Annotated in this window: 23 protein-coding genes and 1 pseudogene; 13 read left to right on the top strand and 11 right to left on the bottom strand. The window is 64.4% G+C overall.

What is annotated here, in order from left to right; translation table 11 throughout:
• The first annotated feature begins 47 nt into the window (after positions 1-47).
• Positions 48-248, top strand: coding sequence for a helix-turn-helix transcriptional regulator (locus tag AC1DXN_RS28060; RefSeq protein WP_477278188.1), 201 nt, complete (start codon positions 48-50; stop codon positions 246-248).
• A 123-nt stretch (positions 249-371) separates the two neighbouring features.
• Here the strand turns inward: AC1DXN_RS28060 and AC1DXN_RS28065 are convergent, their stop codons facing one another.
• Complete coding sequence (locus tag AC1DXN_RS28065; protein WP_477278105.1) at positions 372-1136, bottom strand: slipin family protein; 765 nt, start codon at positions 1134-1136, stop codon at positions 372-374.
• A 71-nt stretch (positions 1137-1207) separates the two neighbouring features.
• Positions 1208-2578, bottom strand: coding sequence for an NfeD family protein (locus AC1DXN_RS28070; protein WP_477278107.1), 1371 nt, complete (start codon positions 2576-2578; stop codon positions 1208-1210).
• 335 nt (positions 2579-2913) lie between these two features.
• Between AC1DXN_RS28070 and AC1DXN_RS28075 the strand changes: the two genes are divergently transcribed.
• Positions 2914-3411 carry a hypothetical protein gene (locus AC1DXN_RS28075; protein ID WP_477278109.1) on the top strand — a complete coding sequence of 166 codons (498 nt, stop codon included), beginning with the start codon at positions 2914-2916 and terminating at the stop codon, positions 3409-3411.
• Positions 3412-3421: 10 nt separating this feature from the next.
• Here AC1DXN_RS28075 and AC1DXN_RS28080 read toward each other — a convergent pair whose 3' ends face one another.
• Together AC1DXN_RS28080 and AC1DXN_RS28085 are read right to left on the bottom strand one after the other, a co-directional pair.
• Positions 3422-3970, bottom strand: coding sequence for an NADAR family protein (locus AC1DXN_RS28080; RefSeq protein ID WP_477278111.1), 549 nt, complete (start codon positions 3968-3970; stop codon positions 3422-3424).
• 33 nt (positions 3971-4003) lie between these two features.
• Positions 4004-4474 (bottom strand): N-acetyltransferase family protein, encoded by a 471-nt coding sequence (locus AC1DXN_RS28085; RefSeq protein ID WP_477278113.1) that lies wholly within the window; start codon positions 4472-4474, stop codon positions 4004-4006.
• A 230-nt stretch (positions 4475-4704) separates the two neighbouring features.
• On the opposite strand from AC1DXN_RS28085, the gene AC1DXN_RS28090 reads away from it, so the two are divergent.
• The gene (locus AC1DXN_RS28090) at positions 4705-5229 is read left to right on the top strand and encodes a hypothetical protein (RefSeq protein WP_477278115.1); all 525 of its coding nucleotides are present in this window, start codon (positions 4705-4707) and stop codon (positions 5227-5229) included.
• A 6-nt stretch (positions 5230-5235) separates the two neighbouring features.
• Here the strand turns inward: AC1DXN_RS28090 and AC1DXN_RS28095 are convergent, their stop codons facing one another.
• A complete protein-coding gene (locus AC1DXN_RS28095; RefSeq protein ID WP_477278117.1) occupies positions 5236-6945 on the bottom strand; it encodes a BTAD domain-containing putative transcriptional regulator in 1710 nt (569 codons plus the stop codon).
• Positions 6946-7111: 166 nt separating this feature from the next.
• On the opposite strand from AC1DXN_RS28095, the gene AC1DXN_RS28100 reads away from it, so the two are divergent.
• Together AC1DXN_RS28100 and AC1DXN_RS28105 are read left to right on the top strand one after the other, a co-directional pair.
• A complete protein-coding gene (locus AC1DXN_RS28100) occupies positions 7112-7393 on the top strand; it encodes a DUF4242 domain-containing protein (protein WP_477242181.1) in 282 nt (93 codons plus the stop codon).
• A gap of 105 nt (positions 7394-7498) precedes the next feature.
• A complete protein-coding gene (locus tag AC1DXN_RS28105) occupies positions 7499-7675 on the top strand; it encodes a DUF1127 domain-containing protein (RefSeq protein WP_477242179.1) in 177 nt (58 codons plus the stop codon).
• 10 nt (positions 7676-7685) lie between these two features.
• Here AC1DXN_RS28105 and AC1DXN_RS28110 read toward each other — a convergent pair whose 3' ends face one another.
• From AC1DXN_RS28110 to AC1DXN_RS28135, 6 genes are all read right to left on the bottom strand, one after another.
• Positions 7686-8576, bottom strand: a complete 891-nt coding sequence (locus AC1DXN_RS28110) for a ribokinase (RefSeq protein ID WP_477278119.1) — start codon at positions 8574-8576, stop codon at positions 7686-7688.
• Positions 8573-9448, bottom strand: coding sequence for a MurR/RpiR family transcriptional regulator (locus tag AC1DXN_RS28115; RefSeq protein ID WP_477278121.1), 876 nt, complete (start codon positions 9446-9448; stop codon positions 8573-8575). The genes AC1DXN_RS28110 and AC1DXN_RS28115 overlap by 4 nt, the downstream gene beginning before the upstream one ends.
• Positions 9445-10422, bottom strand: coding sequence for an ABC transporter permease (locus AC1DXN_RS28120; RefSeq protein ID WP_477278123.1), 978 nt, complete (start codon positions 10420-10422; stop codon positions 9445-9447). Before AC1DXN_RS28120 ends, AC1DXN_RS28115 begins: the two co-directional genes overlap by 4 nt.
• Entirely contained in the window at positions 10423-11946 is a 1524-nt protein-coding gene (locus AC1DXN_RS28125) for a sugar ABC transporter ATP-binding protein (RefSeq protein WP_477278125.1), read from the bottom strand.
• A gap of 61 nt (positions 11947-12007) precedes the next feature.
• Complete coding sequence (locus tag AC1DXN_RS28130; protein ID WP_477278127.1) at positions 12008-13066, bottom strand: sugar ABC transporter substrate-binding protein; 1059 nt, start codon at positions 13064-13066, stop codon at positions 12008-12010.
• A 45-nt stretch (positions 13067-13111) separates the two neighbouring features.
• A complete protein-coding gene (locus AC1DXN_RS28135; RefSeq protein ID WP_477278129.1) occupies positions 13112-14113 on the bottom strand; it encodes a TIM barrel protein in 1002 nt (333 codons plus the stop codon).
• Between the two features lie 269 nt (positions 14114-14382).
• Here AC1DXN_RS28135 and AC1DXN_RS28140 point away from each other — a divergent pair, with 269 nt between their 5' ends.
• The 8 genes and pseudogenes from AC1DXN_RS28140 to AC1DXN_RS28175 all read left to right on the top strand — a co-directional run.
• Positions 14383-14985: a CDP-alcohol phosphatidyltransferase family protein gene (locus tag AC1DXN_RS28140; protein WP_477278131.1), complete on the top strand. Its 603-nt coding sequence runs from the start codon at positions 14383-14385 to the stop codon at positions 14983-14985.
• A 38-nt stretch (positions 14986-15023) separates the two neighbouring features.
• Positions 15024-16808 carry a bifunctional alpha/beta hydrolase/class I SAM-dependent methyltransferase gene (locus AC1DXN_RS28145; protein ID WP_477421753.1) on the top strand — a complete coding sequence of 595 codons (1785 nt, stop codon included), beginning with the start codon at positions 15024-15026 and terminating at the stop codon, positions 16806-16808.
• Between the two features lie 4 nt (positions 16809-16812).
• Positions 16813-18165 (top strand): phosphatase PAP2/dual specificity phosphatase family protein, encoded by a 1353-nt coding sequence (locus tag AC1DXN_RS28150; RefSeq protein WP_477278135.1) that lies wholly within the window; start codon positions 16813-16815, stop codon positions 18163-18165.
• The gene (locus tag AC1DXN_RS28155; RefSeq protein WP_477242161.1) at positions 18162-18593 is read left to right on the top strand and encodes a hypothetical protein; all 432 of its coding nucleotides are present in this window, start codon (positions 18162-18164) and stop codon (positions 18591-18593) included. Before AC1DXN_RS28150 ends, AC1DXN_RS28155 begins: the two co-directional genes overlap by 4 nt.
• A gap of 8 nt (positions 18594-18601) precedes the next feature.
• Positions 18602-19270 carry a lysophospholipid acyltransferase family protein gene (locus tag AC1DXN_RS28160; RefSeq protein ID WP_477242159.1) on the top strand — a complete coding sequence of 223 codons (669 nt, stop codon included), beginning with the start codon at positions 18602-18604 and terminating at the stop codon, positions 19268-19270.
• 20 nt (positions 19271-19290) lie between these two features.
• A complete protein-coding gene (locus tag AC1DXN_RS28165) occupies positions 19291-20223 on the top strand; it encodes a phosphatidate cytidylyltransferase (RefSeq protein WP_477278190.1) in 933 nt (310 codons plus the stop codon).
• Positions 20224-20321: 98 nt separating this feature from the next.
• Positions 20322-21065 (top strand): hypothetical protein, encoded by a 744-nt coding sequence (locus AC1DXN_RS28170; RefSeq protein WP_477278137.1) that lies wholly within the window; start codon positions 20322-20324, stop codon positions 21063-21065.
• Between the two features lie 59 nt (positions 21066-21124).
• A pseudogene (locus AC1DXN_RS28175) lies at positions 21125-21229 on the top strand (phosphatidate cytidylyltransferase); the annotation flags it as partial.
• Between the last annotated feature and the right edge of the window lie 18 nt (positions 21230-21247).

Below are 21247 nucleotides of genomic sequence, written 5' to 3' on the forward strand. Positions count from 1 at the left end.
AATTCGCGGCGGCTTCACCGACCCTGTCGGCGCGCTATGTCCAGGATCTGCTTCAGGAGACGGGCGTCAGCTTCTCAGAGCGTGTTCTCGAACTGCGCTTGCAGAGCGCCCACAAGATGCTCTCGCAGAGGCACAATGATGCCATGCGGGTCAGCGAGATCGCCATGATGAGCGGCTTCAGCGACGTGTCGTATTTCAATCGCTGCTTTCGTCGTCGCTTCGGCTCCACGCCAACGGCCGCCAGATAGATCGCGACATGTCTGGAACCGGCCAGGCATTGTCGGCGTGGCGCCGGCGGGCGCCAATGCGGTGTACGACGCGACGGGCGAGGAGACGGGCAGGCGCCGCCGCCGGCTTTCGCCAATCTCCACTCACTTCTGCTCGCCGGGCTGCTTGATGAAATGACTGATAATATCCATCGGCACCGGAAACACGACCGTCGACGAGCGCTCGCCGGCGATGTCGTGCAGAGCCTCGAAATAACGCAGCTGCATGGCCTGCGGCTCCTGAGACAGCATCCTGCCCGCCTCGACGAGTTTTGCCGCCGCCTGCTGTTCGCCATCGGCGTTGATCACCTTGGCGCGGCGCAGGCGTTCGGCCTCGGCCTGCTTGGCGATGGCGCGGATCATGCTCTCGTTGAGATCGACATGCTTTATCTCGACATTGGAGACCTTGATGCCCCAGGCATCGGTCCGCTGATCGAGGATCTCCTGGATATCGCTGTTGAGCTTGTCCCGTTCGGCCAGCATTTCATCGAGTTCGTGCTTGCCGAGCACCGAGCGCAGTGTGGTCTGCGCCAGCTGGTTGGTCGCGGCCATGAAGTCCTCGACCTGAATGATCGCCCGCTCGGCGTCGACGATGCGGAAATAGAGCACGGCGTTCACCTTGACCGAGACATTGTCACGCGAGATCACGTCCTGCGGCGGCACATCCTGGACCACCACCCGCAGGTCGACCTTCACCATCTGCTGAACGAAGGGGACCAGGATGATGAGGCCGGGACCCTTCACCCCGGTGAAGCGGCCGAGCGTGAAGACCACGCCGCGCTGGTATTCCCTCAGGATGCGAATGGCCGCGGACAGGAACATGACCACGACAAGCGCCAGAACGAGATAGGCCACATAACCGATGCTCATTGCCTTGCTCCATCATCAGAGCATGTCGCCCAAAAATGTGCAGCGGTTGGGGACATGCTCAAAACAAAGACTCACCTCCGGCGCCGTACCGTCAGCACGAGGTCCTTGACCTCGGCCACCTCGACGCTGTCGCCCGGTGCGAGCGGTTCGTCAGCCTTCGCCCGCCAGCGCTCGCCCTGGGCCAGCACATGGCCCTCGCCCTGCGACCAGTCGAGGATCTCGGCCGGCAGTCCGTGCATGGCCTGCGCGCCGACGCGCGGAAGGCTCCTGCGCGCCGCCCACAGATAGCTGCCGGTCAACAGCGCCAGGCCAAGCGTCAAGGCCGCGGCGGCGCCGATGACGGCCCACGACATCTCGAAGCCGGGACCCTCGATCTTGAGCAGCATGGCTGCCCCCAGCAGAAAGGCGCTCACTCCTCCCAACCCAAGCACCACGGTAGGGTTGAAGGCCTCGACGATGAGGAAGGCGATGCCAAGCAGCATCAAGGCAAGGCCGGTATAGTTGATCGGCAGGAGATTGAGCGCATAGAGCCCGAGCACGAGGCAGATCGTGCCGATCACGCCGGGCGCGACCGCGCCCGGGCTGGTGAACTCGAAGATGATGCCGTAGACGCCGACCAGCATCAGGACGATGGCGATGTTCGGATCGGTGATGACGGCGAGAAGCCGGATGAACCAGCCCGGATCGAGCGTTTCGACCGGCAGCCCTTTCGTCGCCAGTACCTGCTTCTTGCCTGACACCTCGACCGTCCGCCCGTCGGCCAGCTGCAGCAGTTCTGTGGTGTCGCGGGCGACGAAGTCGATGACATGTTCCTGCAGCGCCGCGTTGGCCGAGAGGCTCGCCGCCTCGCGCACGGCCTTTTCACCCCAGTCGGCATTGCGCCCGCGCAGTTCGGCCAGCGAGCGGATCAAGGCAACCGCGTCATTCGTCACCTTGGCCATCATCGGGTCGCCCGCCGGCGGTGGTCCGGTGGCGTTCTTCTGGTCCTTGCCGGTGTCCTTGTCGCCGCCAGGACCGGGAAGAGACGGCAGCGGCCCGCCGAGCTCGACCGGCGTTGCCGCCCCCAGATTGGTGCCGGGCGCCATCGCCGCCACATGGGTCGCGTAGAGAATGTAGGTGCCTGCGCTGGCCGCGTGGCCGCCGGCCGGCGCGACATAGCCGATGACCGGAACCGGCGAGGCAAGGATGTCGGCGATCATCTCGCGCATCGACGTGACCAGTCCGCCGGGCGTGTCGATCTGCAGGATGACGACCTCGGCGTTTCGCCCTGTGGCGACCGCCAACGCTTCCTTGAGCTGCCTGGCGCTCGCCGGACCGATGGCGCCGTCTATCTCGACGTTCAACGCAACTCTTTCCCGGCCGCCCGCCTGTCCGGAAGAGGGACAAGCGACCACAGCGGCCACGAAAGCCGCGGCAAGAAGGGCCACATGCGCGCGTTTCACGCTCAAAGCTCCTTATACAAGATATGGGTGCGATTTCGCCGAAATCCATGATGCTGAGAGTGGCGCCGGCGATTGGTTGACGGCTGGGCGCGTATTCTCCCTTTCGTGGGGGAGATTTCGCCAAAAGCGACGGAGGCCTCACGTGGAGTGCCAACCTTCTGCTGCCGCAGCAGGTCGTGACCCGGTCGAACCGCCCCCCTCTGGCCGCTTCGCGGCCATCTCCCCCCTCGAGGGGGGAGATTGCGCGCGCAGCCGTTTTCGCCAATTATCGGCTCAGCGCCACGGCATCCGTTGTTCCGGGCAGCGGATGCCGCGATGGCTCGGGAGGGGAGATCATGAGAGGTAGATCAGCAAAAGTCATCGTGGCCGTCGCGGCCGCACTGCAAGCGGCGCAGCCGGCATTTGCGGCGTCCTGCACCTGGACCGCGAAGATGGAGGAAGACGAGGGCGGCAGCGTGCTGACGGCCGAGGTGTGCGGCGGGCCGAAAGCCGATGCGCATCTGATGCTGGCCTGTTTTGACAAGCCGATACTGAGCTACGATCTGGGCGCCGCCGGCCAGCAGCTGGAGCCCGGCATCAGCGCTTCCTTCACCTTCAAGGCCGCCGACAAGAGCATAACGAAGACGCTTCAGCTCGAGGAGATGTACAATTACTTCACGCTGGAATTGTCAGGCCCGACCGACCCGCTGCTCGCTTTGTTGCGGGGCAAGGGCGACGTCACGGTTTCGGCCGACAAATATGGCGAAAACAGCTTTCCGCTGACGGGCTCGAGCGGGGCTATCGGCAAGGTGCTGGCGCAGTGCGGCAAAAGCTCTGCCGGCGATGCCGACTGACGCCCTGCACTCATCCGCGCAGCCGGTCGCGTGCCTCCATCAGGGCGAAGCCCAGCAGATTTTCGCCGCGCCACAATAGCGGGTTTGCGGCACGCTCGTCATCGGCAGCAAGGCCGATACCCCAGACCCGGTCGACGGGGCTCGCTTCGACCAGGACCTGATCGCCGGTCGAAAGCAGAAACGCGCCGAGCGCCTTGCGCTGGCGGAATTTCTCAAAGCTCCCCTCGGTGACGATGCGGTATTTCTCCGCATCCCACCGCGCCGCATCGAAGCCGCTGACCTGGCGTCCAAGCTGTTTGGCCTGCTTCGGGCTGCCTGCGCCGAGGATCTGCGTTGCACGCAGCTCGTCGCCGAACAGGCGCGCCTTGCCGGCCATCATCCAGTGTTCGGCTGTCGGGTAGGTCAAGCCATCGACGCTGAACGGCGCCGGCCACCACTGGCTGAGGCAGGACGCGGTGATGCGGCCGTCCTTGGACGGCTGGTGGCCCCAGAAGAAGAGCAGCTTCGGCCAGGATTTTGCGCGAAAGGCTTCTTCAAGCCAGGATCGATCGTAGATCATGGCGCAGATGGATTGGGGCCAAAGGCTGGTTTGTCAAGGATCGGCCGACAACGCCATCTTGTAACCGAGATGGCTGGCGGTGAAGCCGAGGCGCTCGTAGAAGGCGTGCGCCTGTGTTCGCCCCTTGTCGGTGGTCAGCTGAACGAAGCTGCAGCCGCGGGCACGGCACTGTTCGATCGCCCATTCGATCATCAGCTTGCCGACACCGCGCGAGCGTAATTGCCGCGCGACGCGAACCGCTTCGATCTGGCCGCGCCAGGCGCCCTTCCTGGAAATGCCTGCTAGAAAGGTGAGCTGCAAGGTTGCGACCACTTGCCCGGCTTCGACCGCCACGATCAGCAGCTGGTTGGCATCGGCATCGATGGCGCTGAAGGCATGAAGATAAGAAGGCGCGAGCGGCACGGACGGGTCTTCCCGACCGGCGCCGAGCGCATCATCGGCAAGCATGGCAACGATCGCCGGCAGGTCTGACGCTTGCGCGCGACGGAACTCGATTTCGCTCATCGCGGGGAGACATACGGCGCGGGTTTGGACGTGGCAAGGTCGGTGGCTCGCTGGGTGGAACTGTTGCACACGGCCGTCCCGACAAGGCGTTGAATATTGCGCCCAATAACCTCATTCCTCACATCAAAATCCCTAGCCGCACTCAGTTCAAACTCTAATAGATTCCGGGCGAGATTCTAAAGAAGGATCGCTTAGAAAACATCGCACAAGTCCTGCCAGAAGAGGATGCCTTGATTAGTCGCTCCATTCTCGCCAGTATCGTGCTGGCCACCGCAATGGGGGCCATTGCGGTGGCAACAGCGGGCGCGCCGACAAAGCCGAAGGATAGTCTACCTGGCACCTGGACGGTCAAAGGCGAGTGTAAACGCCTTGTCGTGCGGAACGCGAAGCTGACCTCCGCTTGCACAGGGGAGGTCACGCGAACGAAATCTCCGGACGGAACGATCATTTTCAATTTTTCCGACGGCAAGAACTGGCTGACCTTTCGCACCAAGGAGGCTTCGGCCCGGCTGTGGCAAGGATACAAAACCACTCTCGAAGTCGATGGTGTTGCCTTCGGTCCAATCGGTAGTGAACCTGATTTTACTACCAAGATAGCCGGTGAGTGCTCATATGGAGCTCCTTACTTCGGCCAAGCCGCAATAGGGTGCAGCGCTCTTGTCGACTTCAGGATGTGGGCCTCTACGATCAAAACGGACGGCAGGCTGCCTCTGCCGGTCCGCGAATACATTGCGCCGACGCGCTCCGCACCGTAGCCACCCCTACACCTGCCCACCAATAAACGCCGCCGCGCGCGCCACATGAGTGTCCCTGTGTGTGCGGGCGGCCAGCGCCAGCCATTCGCGGCCGAAGGCGTCGGCGACTTCTGGCTGGCCCTGCTTGAGGCTGATCTCAGCCTGGCTGGCCAGGATTTCCACCTGCAGCGCGGCATAGACATCGGTGTCGCGCGCGCAGCGTCGGCCGGCCTCGCCAAGCCACTCCATCGCTTGCGGCAGCGCGTCCTCGGCGGCATAAGTCAGCGCCAGCGCGCGCGCCACCGCCCCTTCCCAACACGGGTCGTTCATCTGGCAGCTCAGCGCGAAGGCCTCTTCCAGCCTGGGCCTGAGTTCCCGCGCGGGCGCCTGCTGGCGGGTGCGAGACTCGCTCAGCACCGCGACCGGCCACGGCCGGAACGAAATCCAGCGCTGCTCGTCGACCAGCGTCAGGCAATCGCCCAGCCAGCTGTCGGCTTCCGCCAGCCGGTCGGCGGCAAGCAGGCCCCAGCCGCCCAGGCCCAGCGACCAAATCTCACGGCGGCGATTGCCGGCCAAGCGGGCATGCTCCAGCGAGACGGCATAGTGGTCCATGCCGGCTTCGACCCGGCCCCAGTCGACAAGGTTGAAGCCGATGACGCCATGGATGCCGGCCAACGCGTCGCTGTCCTCGGCGAGTTCCTCGGCTTGTGCCAGATAGGCGGCGGCCGTCGGCCGGCGCCCGGCCAGCGCCTCGACATAGCCGAGTTCCCGAAAGGCCGCCGACGCGATGTCGGCGCTGCCGGCCTTGCGTGCCAGCTCGGTGCTCTGGCTGAGCAGGATCGAGCCCTCATCGTCATAGCCCCTGACCGAATGCACCAGCGCGGTGCCGAGCTCGAACGTGGCTGTGGCGCTGAGATGCGGGTCCTTGATTTTCTCGGCGTCGCGGACGGCGCGGCGCAAGCAGTCGATGCCGGCGTCGGCCGCACCGGCGGCAAGCGCCGCGAGCCCGGACTGTATCAGCGACTTGACGAAGGCTTCCGGTGAAATGCCGCCAGGCTGCGAAGCGATGGTGCGCCGCGCGGCACTGCGCAAGGCGGCCGAAGGCTTTTCGCCAAGCTCGGCCAGGAACACCGCCTCGGTTGCTTCGACCTGCTCCAGCGCCGCAGGGTAGCGCCCGGCGAGCGCCAGGCTTTTGACCAGAAGGATATGAGAGCCCTCATCATAGGGGCTGCGCCGCACGCCAAGCTCCGCCAGCCTGACGGCGCGATCATAATCCTCGACCGCCATCGCCCGGATGGTTTCCTGCCTGATCCGGGCCTCGACAATGCCGGCAATACGCTCGCGCTCGACCAGCAGCCAGGTCGAGAATTCCGGGCTGCAGCGCGGCTCCAGCGCACCGAGCAGCGGGCCTGCAAGCTCGACGTCGAAATCGTCGCGATCGAGCCGCAGCACATCGACCTCAATATCCCCGGCAAAATTGCATTCGACCGGATCGCCGTTCAGGCATTCCGAAGCGTTGAGCGCCTTGCGCAATGAGGCCAGACACCAGCGCAGCGAGCCCAGCGGATCGACGGTTTCGGGAAACAGTTCCGACGCCAGGCCGCGGCGGTCGAGTGGCGCGCGCGCTAGCACCACGCGGGCGAGCAGCGCCCAGGCCTGATGGCCACGCACCGGCTGGCTTTGTCCATCGGCATCGAAGATCGCAGGTTCGCCGAGAAGCCTGATTTTTCTGCCCATCGAGTTCCCACCATTCGACAGCAACTGCCCTGCCCGTCGCCCGTGTGACCAAGCGTGTGACGGCCCCGTGCCGTTTTTTCACAAGCCGGCACGCGGGGTCCAACGGCGGCCGGTTCCAAGGCAGCGTCAACGCAATAAACGTCACCGTAACAATGGAGATCGGCACATGCCAACATTCATCATCGAGCGCGAGATCCCGGGCGCAGACAAGCTCAGCCCGGCCGAGCTCAGGGATATTTCGGCGAAGTCCAACGAAGTCGTGGCCGGACTGGGCGAGCCCTACACCTGGGTGACGAGCTATGTCGCCGGCGACAAGATCTACTGCGTCCACGAAGCCGACAGCGCCGACACCGTCGAGCGGCATGCCCGCGAGGGCGGCTTCCCCGCCAACAAGATCACCAAGATCGCTGCGTTCATCGGGCCGGAGACGGCGCACGCCAGGGGCTGAGCCATCGAAGGCTGATTCAGGATCCGGCTCTATCGCTTTGATTGAGCACGATCTTTCTGCGGCAGGCCGGCCCAACCGGCTTGCTGCATTCCCAATGGAGAAACCATGACCATCACGCTCAGAACCATGCTGGCCGCCGTCGGACGCGGCTGGCGCGCACGGCAAAGTCGCCGTCACCTGGAGGCGATGCCCGACTTCATGCTCAAGGATATCGGCATCAGCCGTTCCGACATCGACCGCGTCACCACACACGGCCAGACGCGCGGCAGGTCCCGAGGCTAGGCGGTGTCGCTCAAAGCGTCCCACGCTCCCCTTCCGGCGTCGCCACCAGCAAGGCGGCGGCGGCGTTGGCGGCGGCGATGGCTGCTTCCATCTGATGGCCACGGGCAAGGCCTGCCGCGAAGGCGCCGACGAATTCGTCGCCGGCGCCATGGGTGCTGACGACTTTGACCGGGATGGCGGCCAGCGCGAAGGCCGTGCCCGTCCGATCGCAATAGGCGACGCCCTCGCCGCCGGCGGTGACGATCGCTGAGGGGTAGGCATCGACAAGCCGCCGCGCGGCTTCGGTTGCCCCGGCAAGCGTGTCGACGACCGGGATGCCGGCCAAGAATTCCGCCTCGATGGCGTTAACGATGACGATGTCAGTCAGCGCGATCAATTCGCCGGAGAGTTTCCGCGCCGGCGCGGCGTTGAGCACGACGCGCCCTCCAGAGGCCTTCACCGCGCTCGCGGCAGCGACGTTAGCGGCTTCCGGCACCTCGTTCTGCAGCAAAAGCACAGAAGTCTGCGCGACCACCTCGCCTGCCGCCGCGATGTCGTCATCGCCCAGAATGAGATTGCTGCCGGAGACGATCACCGCGCCATAGTCGCCATCGCTGTCGAAGATCGCCACGCTCATGCCGGAGCCGACGCCTGCCGCCACCCGCACGAAGCGGCGGTCGACGCCGGCGCGATCGAGATTGGCGAGCAGCGCCGAGCCGAAATCGTCGTCGCCGACGGCGCCGATCATCGCCGCGCGCACGCCGGCCCGCGCCGCTGACACCGCCTGGTTGCCGCCCTTGCCGCCGCATTTCGGCTGCCAGGCATGGCCGGTTACCGTCTCGCCCTTGCGCGGGCGGTCGGGCGCGTCGACCATGATGTCGTAATGCAGACTGCCGAACACGGTGACCAGCGGAACCGTCATGTGCCCCGGTCTTTTCGTTTCGAGGTGACCGCAGACATGGTGCGGCCGAGATTTCGCTCCGCCGCCTGATAGTCGCGCTGCGCCACCGCAACGAACAGCGCGTCGAGAATGTTGAGCTGAGCGATGCGGGCCGCCGCGTTCTCGCCCATCAGCGGCGAGCCTTGCGCCGTCGAGCACAGCACGATGTCGGCAATCTGGGCCAGTGGCGAGTTGTCGTAGTTGGTGATGGCCAGCGTGCGGGCGCCGCTCTTGCGGGCGAGATGGATGGCGTCGATGACAGCTGAGGTGTTGCCGGAATGCGAGAAGCCGACGGCGATGTCGTCGGCGCCGAGCAGCGAGGCCGACATCAGCATCATGTGCGAATCGTCATAGACCGAGGCGCGAATGCCGATGCGCAGGAATTTGTGCGAGACGTCGCGCGCGATCTGCGCCGAGCCGCCGACGCCGTAGAAATCGCGGTTCTTGGCGCGGTAGAGCAGATCGGCGGCGCGGTCGAAATCGTCCATGTCGAGAATGGCGAGCGTTTCCTCCAGCGCCTGGATGGAGGTGCGGAACACTTTTTGCACGATCTCGGCCGAGCTGTCGTCGACCGACAATTCCTGGTGCATCTCGGCGGTCGGCAGGCGGCTGTACTCGTAGACGGCAGTGCGAAAGTCGCGGTAGCCGGAGAAGCCGAGTTTCTTGGCGATCTTGACCACCATCGCTTCCGACACGCCGGCCTCCTCGGCGATCTGCTTCAGAGGAATGGTGTCGTCAAAACCGCGCCGGCCAAAAACGGTTTCCACCACCTTGGCCTCGAGCGGGGTGAGATGCGGCATCATCATGCGGATGCGCGGCCCTACGGCTTTCAGATCGAGATTGCTCAACGTCATCCACGTCCCCTCGTCACGCGATCGATAAGCATCGCGGCGAGGATTATAAGGCCAGTTGCAAGCAGCTGATAGAAGGACTGGACATTCATCAGCGTCAGGCCGTTACGCATGGTGCCGAGGATGACGGCGCCCAGAATGGTGCCGACGACGCTGCCCTTGCCGCCCATCAGCGAGGCGCCGCCAATGGCCGCGGCTGCGATGGCGTCGAGCTCCCACAGATTGCCTAGAATGGGTTCGGCCGCACCCAGCCGGCCCATCAGGATCTGCGCGGCAAGTGCGGCCAGCAGACCGGAGATCATGTAGGCGGCGATCTTGGTGCGGGCGATCGGCACGCCGGCGATATAGGCCGCCTCCTCATTACCACCGACGGCGAGCAGATATTCGCCGAACGGGGTCTTCTTGAGGATGATCCAGGCAACCAGCGCGACGAAGGCGACGATGATAACCGACAGCGGCAGCCCGAACAGCGAGCCGTTGAAGATGGCGCGGAAATCGGCGGGCAGGCCGAGCACCGGATTGCCGCCGGTGTAGATCAGCGCCAGTGCGCGATAGGTGCTCAGTGTTCCCAGCGTGACGATGAAGGGCTGCAGCCCGACATAGGCGACGAGCACGCCATTGAGCAGGCCGCAAGCAAGGCCGATGGCGAAGCCGGCGGCGATTGCCAGCGGAAACGGAACGCCGGCGACCAGCATCGAGGCCGAGATGACTGCTGAAAGCGCTGCCGTCGGCCCGACGGAGAGATCGATGCCGCCGGAGATGATGACCAGCGTCATGCCCAGAGCCAGGCAGGCGTTGATGCTCGACTGCTGCAGGATGTTGATCAGATTGCGCTCGGCAAAGAAGCCGGGCACCAGCGCGCCGAAGACGGCGAGGATGACGACCAGGCCGATCAGCGTGCCGGCGTCGCGCATCGAGAAGCGGTGCAGGAAATTCGCCATAGGCCGCGTTGCCGTGTTTTCCGAAATGTCCGTCATCTACTGCCTTGCCTGCTGTCCGGTTTTGCCGGCCTGCATTGTCGTCTGTGGGATGGCGTGCGCGGCGATGGCGTGCTCGCTGAGGTTTTCGCGGCCGAGTTCGGCGGCGATCGTGCCGTCGCGCATGACCAGCACGCGGTCGGCGAGCCGGATCACTTCGGGCAGCTCGGAGGAGACGACGATGACGCAATGGCCTTCGGCGGCGAGTTCCTCAATCAGGTGGTAGATCTCGGCCTTGGCGCCGACATCGATGCCGCGCGTCGGCTCGTCGAACAAAAGGATGCGCGTTCCCGCCGCCAGCCAGCGGCCGATGATCGCCTTCTGCTGGTTGCCGCCGCTGAACAGGCGGATCGGCCGGTCGAGCAGGAAGGGCCGCAGGTTGACGCGCTTCATCTTCTCGCTCGCGACCTGCTTCAGCCTGGTGTGATCGATGACGCCGCGCGGCGCGAACACACCCATCGACGCCAGCGCCATGTTGCTGGAGATGGAGCGCAGCGGCACGATGCCTTCGCGCTTGCGCTCCTCTGGCACCAGGCCAATGCCGGCGGCGATAGCGTCGCGCGGGCTGGCTAGTTTGATCGCCTTGCCGTCGATCTCGACGGTGCCTGATGAGGCACGGTCGGCGCCGGCCAAGAGCCGTAGCAGTTCAGTGCGCCCAGACCCGACCAGGCCGGCAATGCCCAGCACCTCACCGCGATGCAGGTCGAAGGAGATATCACGGACCTTGGTCGCCGAGGCAATGCCGCGCACGCTGAGCCTGACATCGCCCGATGCGTGCGAGTGGTGCTGTTCCTGCGCCAGTTCGCGACCGACCATCATGGCGACGACGGCTTTCTCCGACACGTGCGCGAGATCGACTGAATCAACGACGACGCCGTCACGCATGATTGTGGCGCGCTGGCAGATGCCGAACACCTCGTCCAACTTATGCGAGACATAGACGACGGCAACGCCGTCTCGGGCGAGCCCGGCAATGACTTCGGCGAGGCGGTCGAATTCGCTCGGCGTCAGGCTGGAAGTCGGCTCGTCCATGGCGACGATTTTCGCGCGGTCGAGCAGCGCGCGGGCGATCTCGACGATCTGCCGCTGCGCCACCTTCAGGCTTCCGAGCGGGGCCGCCGGATCGATGGATGGATCAATGGTGGCCAGGGCTTCAGCGGCGCGCCGCTCCTGCTCGCGCCGGGCGACGAAGACACCGCCGCGCGTCAGCGGATGGCCGAGAAACATATTCTGGGCGACGCTGAGCCGCGGCACCTGCTGCAATTCCTGATGGATCATGGCGACACCGGCGGCGCGCGCCGCGACAGGAGTGTTCAGCGTCACCGGCCTGCCGTCGATCAGCACACTTCCCGCTGTCGGCCGGTAGACCCCCGACAGGATGCGCAGCAGCGTCGACTTGCCGGCGCCGTTCTCGCCGAGCAGGCCATGGATTTCGCCGGCGCCGACCGAGAAGGAAACGTCGTCGAGCGCCCGCACGGCCGGAAACAGCTTGGAAATGCCCGCGAATTGCAGCCGGGGTGACATTGGTTGGTTCTCCGGGCAAGGGTACCGACCGGTAGCAGCCGGCACCCGCCCTGTCTTTGTGCTACTGGCCTGCCGCAGCGTCCTCGAGCAGCGCCTTGCGCACGGCGTCGCCGGCGCCGGAATAGCGGTCGGCATTGTCCTTGGTGATCAGCGCCTGTGGAGTGGCGACGACGCGCGGCAGCTTCTGCCCGGCCACCAGTCGCAGCGCCGATTCCAGCGCCACCTCGCCGGTCAACACCGGGAAGCTATCGACCGTGCCGGTCAGCTCGCCGGCGCGGATCGAGGCGTAGGCGTCGGAGATGCCGTCGGTGCCGAAGACGGCGACCTTGTCCTGCAGGCCAGCGGCCTTGACCGCCTCGACAATGCCCAGCGCCATGCCGTCATTGTTGGCATAGAAACCGATCAGGTCGGGGTGCTGCTGCAGGATGTTGGTGGCGGCGTCATAAGAAGTCTGGCGGTCCCAGTTGCCGGGAACGCTGGCGACGACCTCGAACTTGCCGGCCTCGGTGATCGTGGTCTTGAAACCGTCGGTCCGCTGCACGGCGGCATAGACGCCGGCCTGGCCTTCGACAATGGCGACCTTGCCGCCATCCGGCCGGTTCTTGATGAACCATTTGGCGACGCGCACGCCATTGTCGCGCTGGACGTTGCCGACATAGTGCTCGGCCTGCGGGATGACCGCGTCATTGACATTGACCACCGGCACATTGGCAGCCTTGGCCTGTTCGATGATCGGCTGCAGATTGGAGTCGGTCTGCGGCGAGACGAGCAGCACATTGTAGCCCTGCGTGACCAGGCCTTCGGCGATGGTCAGCTGTCCGAGCTGGTCGCCCTCGCTCTGCGCCGCCTGGTAGACGACGGGCACGCCGACGCGGTCGCCGAAGGACTTGTAGCCCTCACCCAGCGAGCGCCAGTATTCGTTGGTCAGCGTCTTGGAGACAGCGCCCGCCTTGGTGCCGTCAGGCAATTTGGGGAACGCGCCGAACTTGGCTTCCAGTTGCGACCAGTCGATGCGGTCCTTCTCGGTGTCGGAATTCAGCGGCGCGAGATCGGCCGAGAAGGCCGAGCCGATGGACAGGACCATCAGGGCAGCGGCGGCAGTGGCAAGCAGAAGTTTCATGGTCATTCCTCCCTAGTGAAACGGCGTATGGCGACGCCGGGCGCTTCAGGTATCTCGTGGCGTGTCCGGTCCGAGCATGGCTTCCTGGACGATGGCCTGCGATGTCACGGCGTCCTGGCTGTCCATGGCGGCGGACAGGCGGTTGTCCTTTTCCAGCCGGTCGACCACGCGCAGCATGCGCTTGACGGTGGCGATGTTGACTTCGCATTCGCGCACCGGATCGAGCCCGGTCATGTCGGGGAAAGTGTCGAAGTAGATGGCGCCGGCATAGCCGTCGCGGCGGATCTGGCGCAGCAGTTCGATGGTCTGCAGCGTGTGCACCGCACCGACCATCAGGCCGTCGTCGCGCTTGGCGTAGCCGTCGTTGAGATGCACGCCGAGCAGCTTGCTGTGGCGCGCGATCAGCGCTGCGGCGAAGGCCGGCTGTTCGTCGGCATAGAGCACATGGGCGAAATCCAGGGTGACGCCGAGATTGGGCAGGCCGACATCGCGGATCGCCAGCAAGGTCGTCGCCGCATCCGGCATCAAACTGTAGGAGCGCGGCTCGTTTGGCTTGTATTCCAGACTGATCTGGCAATCGGGATCATGCTCGGTTACTTCACGAATCCCGTCGATTTCGTGTTGCCATAGCGTCGCATAATCGGCCTGGAAGGTGTAATCGAAGCCATCCTGGCCGAGCCACAGCGTCATCAGACTGGCGCCGGCCGCGCGAACGGCATCGATGCCAGCCTTGGTCAGGTCGATGGCTTCGCGACGCACCGCCGGGTCCGGATTGGTGAAGGCGCCGAGCTTGAAGGCCGGATTCGAGTAGTAACGCATGGCAAAGCCATTGATGGAGAGCCCGAGATCGCCAAGCTTTCTGGCGATTTCGGCGGGCTTTTCAGCGACATGGTCGGGAAAGTTGAGATCGAGGTCGGTCAGCCCGTCTACCTTGGCGGCGCGGGTGGCCATCTGCATCAGCGACGGCTTGCCAGTGAGATCAGGCCACTCGGCCTGCGGCCGCGAGGCAAAGGAATTCAGGCGGGTGGCGAAACGATTGGTTGTCATGGTTGACCCTTCGGTGGATATTACTTCACACAATCACGAATATTTGTAAAGTTGATATTTGCAAGAAGACACCGAATGACTGGAGTCAGCCATCGGCGACCAGGGCAAGACCATAGCCATCCCGCCCAAATTTCATCCAAGCGAATGTGGAGAAGCCGGCGCGCCCGCCGCTATCGTCGCCTGGTAAAACCATCCCCATCCCTTGCGTCCTGCCCGCCGATTGACCAATCTCTGTGACACTGTCATGAGCCGCGGTTGGGGGATCGCACATGCCGACGCTTTATGCTCTGAAACCGGCCTTTCAGGCCAAGCTGCGGCCGCTGGCCGACGGGATGGCCAAAGCCGGCGTCACCGCCAACCAGATCACGCTGCTCGCCGCCGCGCTCTCCATCGCCACCGGCCTTGTGGTCGCTGCCTTTGCCGAGCATCGCGCGGTCTTCTTGCTGATGCCGGTGGTGCTGTTTGCCCGCATGGCGCTGAACGCCATCGACGGGATGCTGGCACGGGAACATGGGCAGGCCTCGAAGCTCGGCATGTATCTCAACGAACTCTGCGACGTCGTCTCCGACCTGGCGCTGATCCTGGCCTTTGCCGCACTCTTCCCGGTCTGGGGTGTCGTCGGCTTCGCCATCGCGGCGGTCATTGCGGAATATGCCGGCGTGCTCGGCGTCGCCGCAGGCACGGGCCGCAACTATGCCGGGCCGTTCGGTAAGAGCGACCGGGCGCTGGCGCTCGGTGTCATCGGCTTCCTCCTCGCCTGCGGCCTGTGGCTGGAGGCGATCGCGCCGTTTGTGTTTCCGGCCATGGCTACACTGTCGCTGATAACCGCCATCAACCGGATACGCAGCGGCCTTAGAGCGGGCGGCAACTGATGACAAGTCGTCAGAGACCCATCCGCCAGAGGGAAGCCATGATCCACGAACAGAATATCGCCGCTGTACCGGCAAGCCTCGAGCGGGTGGCGCAGGAGCGCAGCTTCAAGAGCCATGACGGCACCGAGATCTTCTACCGCTACTGGCCGGCGGTTGGTGAAACGCCCAAGGGCGCCATTCTGTTGTTCCATCGCGGCCACGAGCATGGCGGCCGCATGGCGCATCTGGTCGATGAACTGGCCATGCCCGACCACGCCTTCTACGCCTGGGACGCGCGCGGCAATGGCCGCTCGGCCGGCGAACGCGGCTATGCGCCGTCCTTTGCCGCCCTGGTGCGCGACATCGACTGCCTGGTGCGCGAAATCGGCAGGGACGGCTTTGGCCAGCGCGACATCGCACTGATCGCGCAATCCTTCGGCGCGGTACTGGCCGCCGCCTGGGTGCATGACTATGCGCCTGACATCCGCGCGCTGGTGGTGGCCTCGCCGGCCTTTTCGGTCAAGCTCTACGTGCCCTTCGCCAAGGAGGGCATTGCGCTGTGGCAGAAGCTCAAGGGCCGCTTCTTCGTCAATTCCTATGTGAAGGCCAAGTTCCTGACGCATGATGCCGAGCGCATCGCCTCCTTCGACGCCGACCCGCTGATCACGCGGCCGATCGCCTCCAACCTGCTGGTCGAGCTCTATGCTCATGCCGCCCGCATCGTCTCGGATGCCCGCGCCATCACCGTGCCGACGCAGCTGCTGATCTCAGGCAGCGACTGGGTGGTGCGGCACGGACCGCAGCATGAGTTCTTCGTCAATCTGGCGAGCCCGGCCAAGGAGCGGYATGTGCTGCCCGGCTTCTTCCACGACACGCTGGGCGAGCGCGACCGCAGCCAGGCGCTCGATCTGATCCGGCCGTTCCTCGAAAAGCAGTTTGCGGCACCGGAAAAGAAGATCGACCTGACCAGCGCCGACCGCGCCGGCTACACACGCGACGAGTCCGACCAACTGGCCTCGCCGCTGCCGCTTTTGTCGCCAAAGGGCCTCTACTGGGCGATGAGCCGCGCATCGATCCGCATGGGCGCCTGGCTGTCGTCGGGCATGAAGACGGGGATCGCCACCGGCTTCGATTCCGGCTCGACGCTCGACTATGTCTATGAGAACGAAGCGCGTGGCATCAGCCCTGTCGGCCGCATGATCGACCGCACCTTCCTCGACGCCATCGGCTGGCGCGGCATCCGCCAGCGCAAGCTGCATCTGGAAGAGCTGATCGGCTCGGCCGCCAACACGCTGAAGGCCACCGGGAGATCCGTGCACATCGTCGATATCGCCGCCGGCCATGGCCGCTACGTGCTCGACGCAGTCGCCAAATGTGCCGAGCCGCCGGCGAGCGTGCGGCTGCAGGATTACTCCGAGCTCAATGTCGGGCTCGGCCGCAAGCTGATCGCCGCACGCCAGCTGCCGCAAAACGTTACCTTCCGCCAGGCCGACGCCTTCGACGCCGACATGCTTTCGGGCCTCGACCCGGCGCCGGACCTCGCCATCGTCTCCGGCCTCTACGAACTCTTTGCCGACAACGCGCTGATCGCCCGTTCGCTGGGTGGATTGGCCAGCGCCATGCAGCCCGGCAGCCTGCTGCTCTACACCAACCAGCCCTGGCACCCGCAGCTTGAAATGATCGCGCGCAGCCTGACCTCGCATCGCGGTGGACAGGCCTGGGTGATGCGGCGGCGTACGCAAGGCGAGATGGACCAGTTGGTGGCGGCGGCCGGCTTCGAGAAGATCGACCAGCGCATCGACCAGTGGGGTATCTTCACCGTTTCGGTCGCACGGCGCGTCTGAGACCATGGCCGCTGCCTTTCCTCCCCCTGGGTCTGCCCCTGCCCCGGCGCGAGAACCCTATTTTGGCATCGTGCTCAGGGCCGCACTTTGGCTGGCGTTGCTGGCGCCGCTGTTCTATTCGACCTATGGCTTCGCCAACTGGCTGGCGTCGCAGCGCGACCATGTCGGCAACATCGTCTTTGGCTGGGAACACGCCATCCCATTCATGGCCTGGACGATCGTGCCCTACTGGTCGATCAATCTGTTCTACGGCCTGTCGCTGCTGCTCAACGACACGAAGAGCGGCGTCAACCGCCTCGCCGGCCGTTACCTCACGGCGCAAGTCGTAGCGGTCACCTGCTTCATCCTATTCCCGCTGGCGGCGACCTTCGTACGGCCAGCGACCACAGGCCTGCCGGGCTTCCTGTTCGCGGTGCTCGGCGGCTTCGACAAGCCGTTCAACCAGGCGCCGTCGCTGCACATCGCGCTGCTGGTGATCATCTGGGATCACTGGCGCCAGGCTCTGGGGCGCTTTCGTCTCGGCGGCGTTTTCAAACCCGTCTGGCACGTCTGGTGTTTTCTGATCGGCGCCTCGGTGCTGACGACATGGCAGCATCATTTCATCGACATCCCGACCGGCTCGCTGCTCGGCTTTTTCGCGCTGTGGCTGTTTCCAGCCCAGGGCGACCTGCCCTTTGCCGGTTTCAGGCTGACCACCGACCCCAAGGCGCGGCGGCTGGCGCGGTTCTATGGCCTTGGTGCAGCCCTTGCGCTGGCCGCCGCCGCTGCCGGCGCGTTCGTCTCTCCGATCGCGCTGATCCTGTTGTGGCCGGCGCTGGCGCTGGCCATTGTCGCCTTCGCCTATGCCGGGGCCGGCCCGCGCGTCTTCCAGAAAGCGGTCGATGGCACCGCGTCGCTGGCCAGCCGCATTTTGCTGTGGCCCTACCGGCTTGGCGCCAGGGTCAATGTGTGGATATGGACGCGCAAGCTTGAGCCACAGGTGGCGGTCGCCGACGGTGTCTTCCTCGGCCGCTTTCCGACCCCCACTGAAGCCAACGGCTTCAGCACGGTGATCGACCTTGCCGGCGAACTGGAACGGCCGCGCGGCGCGACCAGCCGCTGGATCAGCCATGCCATGCTCGACCTGGTCGCGCCGCCCAGGGATAGGCTGGAGCAGGCGGTGGCGTCGATCGAGCTGGCGCGCAGGCGCGGCACGGTGCTGGTCTGCTGCGCGCTCGGCTTCCAGCGCAGTGCTGCCGTCGTCGCCGACTGGCTGGTTGTGTCCGGCCGCTCGCACACACAGGCGCAGGCGCGAAAAAAGCTCGCGGCATCCGGCCGTCCGGTGCATCTTCACAGCGGGGTGGACAAGCCGGCATGAGTGGCGAGACGTATCACGACAAAGCCGAGGCGTTCGCCGCCGGGCTGATGCTGCAGGCGGCATGGCCGATCCTGCTGGTGGTGGCCGCCTTGATGGCGGCGCCGATTATTGGCCTCGTGGCCGCGCCGCAGACGACACCGGTAGCGGTCGCGTGGCTGGTTGCCGCGGCGAGTGCCGTAGCCACCCTCGCCCTCTCCGCCTTGCTTGCCTTCGACGCGCTGCTGTTTCGGCTGATGGCCAGTCACGCCAGCGAGGCCGGCGGGGGTGCCGCAGTCGACGATTTGCTGGCGCGCATGCGGCTGAAACCAACCGCTGCCGGCGGCCGCACGCTCGACCAGCGCATCACAGGCACGCGCCACCTGCTGGTGGAGCAGCGAATCGCCTTCGCCCTGTTTGCGTTGGCCTCGTTCGTTGCGGCATTCCTTTGAGCCCGTCGATGACAAAGCTTCATATTCGCGCCAACACCTTTACCTTGCTGCAGACAGTGACCTCGGTCGGCCTGTCGGCGCTGGCTTGGGTGGTGACCGGCGTACGGCCGATCTGGAATGGCAGCCAGCCGTCGGAGCGGCAGCGCATCTATTTCGCCAACCATGCCAGCCATGGCGACTTCATCCTTTTGTCGGCCTGCCTCAGCGAAAAGGTGCGCGCCCGCACCCATGCCGTGGCGGCGGCCGAATATTGGGGCAAGTCGCGGCTGCGGCGCTTTATTGCCGAGGACATGCTGTCCTCCGTGCTCATCCACCGGCAATGGACCGACGAGACGCAGAACCCGATTTCGATCATGCTGTCGGTGCTCGACGACGGCCATTCGCTGATCCTGTTTCCCGAGGGCACCCGCAACACCACCGATGCGGAATTGCTGCCGTTCCGCTCCGGCCTCTACAATCTGTCGATGGCGCGGCCCGAGGTCGAGCTGATCCCGTGCTGGATCGAGAACATGTCGCGCGTGCTGCCCAAGGGCCAGTTCCTGCCGGTGCCGCTTCTGTGCCGCGTCGTCTTCGGCCCGGCGGTGACGATTGCGCCCGGCGAAGAGCGCCGCGCCTTTCTCGAGCGCGCCCGCCAGACGCTGCTTGCGCTCAACCCCCGCCCGGATCGAGACGACTGATGCCACTTTCGCTGCCGCCGATGCATGAAACCATGATCCTGGTAATCGGCCTGGTCGGCGTGCTGTCGACTGCGAGCCTCGTCGCCGGCATCCTGTCGTGGCGGGCGCCCAAGCCACTGTCGTCGGGGCTCACCAACCTCAACCAGCGCATCAACGCCTGGTGGGTGATGGTGGTGGCGATCACGGTTGCCTTCTTTTTCGGCCGCACCGGCATGACCATCCTGTTCGCGCTGATCTCGTTTGCAGCACTTCGGGAATTCGTGACGCTGACGCACAGCCGGCGCAGCGACCACTGGGTGCTGCTGGGCATGTTCGGCATCATCATCCCGTTCCAATACTGGCTGGTGTGGACCGCCTGGTACGGACTCTTCACCATTTTCATCCCGGTCTACTGCTTCCTTTTGATGCCGGCGATCACCGCGCTCAATGGCGACACCGAGCGCTTCCTCGAGCGCGTTTCGGCGCAGCAATGGGCGATCATGATCTCGGTCTATTTCGTCAGTCATGTGCCGGCGCTGCTGACGCTCAACGTGCCCGGCTTCGAAGGCCGCAACCTGTTGCTGATCGCCTTCCTGATCATCACCGTGCAAGGCAGCGACGTGCTGCAATATATTTTCGGCAAGCTGTTTGGAAAACACCTTCTGTCGCCGACCGTATCGCCGTCAAAAACCTGGGAAGGGCTGGTCGGCGGACTGGCGGCGTCGAGCCTGCTCGGCGCACTGCTGTCGTTCCTGACGCCGTTTTCGCCGCTGCAGGCGGCGGGCGTCGCCTTCATCGCCTGCCTGATGGGCTTTCTCGGCGGACTGGTCGCATCGGCCATCAAGCGCGACCAGGGCGTCAAGGATTGGGGCCATCTGATCGAAGGCCATGGCGGCATGATGGACCGCGCCGACAGCCTGGTCTTCGCCGCCCCGGTGTTCTTTCACACGGTCCGTTATTTCTGGACCGTGTGAGGGGTCCGCACTCAGACGCCTCTATGGTTTGACTGGCGATTTCACTCTAAGCTCTGCTAAGCCTCGTGCACCGGATGGCGCTTTGCTTGGCGGTGGGAATGATGACTTACAAGGCCCTCCAGATATGGTTTTACGCGGCCTTCTCGTTGGCGCTGTTGAGCAACCCTGCGTGGCCAACTGAAAAAGCAGGCAATCGTGAGCAAGCAGCCAAAGACGCAGCTCTTAGCTATCTACAATCGCTGCCGCACGACGGGAAAATCTACGTTTGGCCAACATGGCGTCGGCCATACGAAGTCGTTGCGGATCATCTTGATGTAGGCGGTTCGATCGCGCGATATAAAGTCCTCAGGGGCGATCTAAATGGCCTTTTCCCGGCCGTCGGTATGGCCCAAATCTCAATAATTTCTGGCAACGGCGCAAACTGGAAAAATGACATAAAGTCGGCCTTGGTCAGCTCCGCCCTCCTGCCATCCTACAAGGATTTCGTTGCAACAGCGAAGGTTGGCCAGGACGGATGTACGGCGTATAAATTTCTGAGCAGAGACACCTGGGCTTCCGTAGGAGTCATTCTCATAAATGAGACCATCTTCCGCGAAAAAGGGGAGGCAATTCTTGATGGTTGCGTCCACGCCGCACTTGATTATTTGCAGGGCTTTCCGACCACGGACAGGTACTTCGATTATCTGACACTTCCTGATGCGACGATTCGGGGCTTGGTGCTTGAATCAATCTACAAATGTGCTGCCGAAGAAGACGGGGCTCCGGAGCCAGAAGAAAGAAGCAAGGATGGTTTGGCGCCGCTTCCTTCGCTAGATTGCATCACGGCCAAGGTGGCTGAATAAGGTTGGCACAATTTCTCTGGCAACATGATGGGCCGGCCATCAAGTGCGACCAGAGACCGGGCCACCTCATTGACGGTCATGGCGGCATGATGGACCGCGCCGACAGCCTGGTCTTCGCCGCCCCGGTGTTCTTTCACACGGTCCGCTATTTCTGGACCGTGTGAAGCAGATGTGAGCCGCGA

It is taken from the genome of Mesorhizobium sp. P2_H9, assembly GCF_056403215.1.

Coding starts and splice junctions, on each gene's coding strand:
- AC1DXN_RS28165 (WP_477278190.1), top strand. CDS start 19,291: ATGCATGAAACCATGATCCTGGTAATCGGCCTGGTCGGCGTGCTGTCG.
- AC1DXN_RS28160 (WP_477242159.1), top strand. CDS start 18,602: ATGACAAAGCTTCATATTCGCGCCAACACCTTTACCTTGCTGCAGACA.
- AC1DXN_RS28150 (WP_477278135.1), top strand. CDS start 16,813: ATGGCCGCTGCCTTTCCTCCCCCTGGGTCTGCCCCTGCCCCGGCGCGA.
- AC1DXN_RS28100 (WP_477242181.1), top strand. CDS start 7,112: ATGCCAACATTCATCATCGAGCGCGAGATCCCGGGCGCAGACAAGCTC.
- AC1DXN_RS28115 (WP_477278121.1), bottom strand. CDS start 9,448: ATGACGTTGAGCAATCTCGATCTGAAAGCCGTAGGGCCGCGCATCCGC.
- AC1DXN_RS28135 (WP_477278129.1), bottom strand. CDS start 14,113: ATGACAACCAATCGTTTCGCCACCCGCCTGAATTCCTTTGCCTCGCGG.
- AC1DXN_RS28110 (WP_477278119.1), bottom strand. CDS start 8,576: ATGACGGTTCCGCTGGTCACCGTGTTCGGCAGTCTGCATTACGACATC.
- AC1DXN_RS28065 (WP_477278105.1), bottom strand. CDS start 1,136: ATGAGCATCGGTTATGTGGCCTATCTCGTTCTGGCGCTTGTCGTGGTC.
- AC1DXN_RS28170 (WP_477278137.1), top strand. CDS start 20,322: ATGATGACTTACAAGGCCCTCCAGATATGGTTTTACGCGGCCTTCTCG.
- AC1DXN_RS28085 (WP_477278113.1), bottom strand. CDS start 4,474: ATGAGCGAAATCGAGTTCCGTCGCGCGCAAGCGTCAGACCTGCCGGCG.
- AC1DXN_RS28130 (WP_477278127.1), bottom strand. CDS start 13,066: ATGAAACTTCTGCTTGCCACTGCCGCCGCTGCCCTGATGGTCCTGTCC.
- AC1DXN_RS28075 (WP_477278109.1), top strand. CDS start 2,914: ATGAGAGGTAGATCAGCAAAAGTCATCGTGGCCGTCGCGGCCGCACTG.
- AC1DXN_RS28140 (WP_477278131.1), top strand. CDS start 14,383: ATGCCGACGCTTTATGCTCTGAAACCGGCCTTTCAGGCCAAGCTGCGG.
- AC1DXN_RS28080 (WP_477278111.1), bottom strand. CDS start 3,970: ATGATCTACGATCGATCCTGGCTTGAAGAAGCCTTTCGCGCAAAATCC.
- AC1DXN_RS28120 (WP_477278123.1), bottom strand. CDS start 10,422: ATGACGGACATTTCGGAAAACACGGCAACGCGGCCTATGGCGAATTTC.
- AC1DXN_RS28155 (WP_477242161.1), top strand. CDS start 18,162: ATGAGTGGCGAGACGTATCACGACAAAGCCGAGGCGTTCGCCGCCGGG.
- AC1DXN_RS28105 (WP_477242179.1), top strand. CDS start 7,499: ATGACCATCACGCTCAGAACCATGCTGGCCGCCGTCGGACGCGGCTGG.
- AC1DXN_RS28095 (WP_477278117.1), bottom strand. CDS start 6,945: ATGGGCAGAAAAATCAGGCTTCTCGGCGAACCTGCGATCTTCGATGCC.
- AC1DXN_RS28125 (WP_477278125.1), bottom strand. CDS start 11,946: ATGTCACCCCGGCTGCAATTCGCGGGCATTTCCAAGCTGTTTCCGGCC.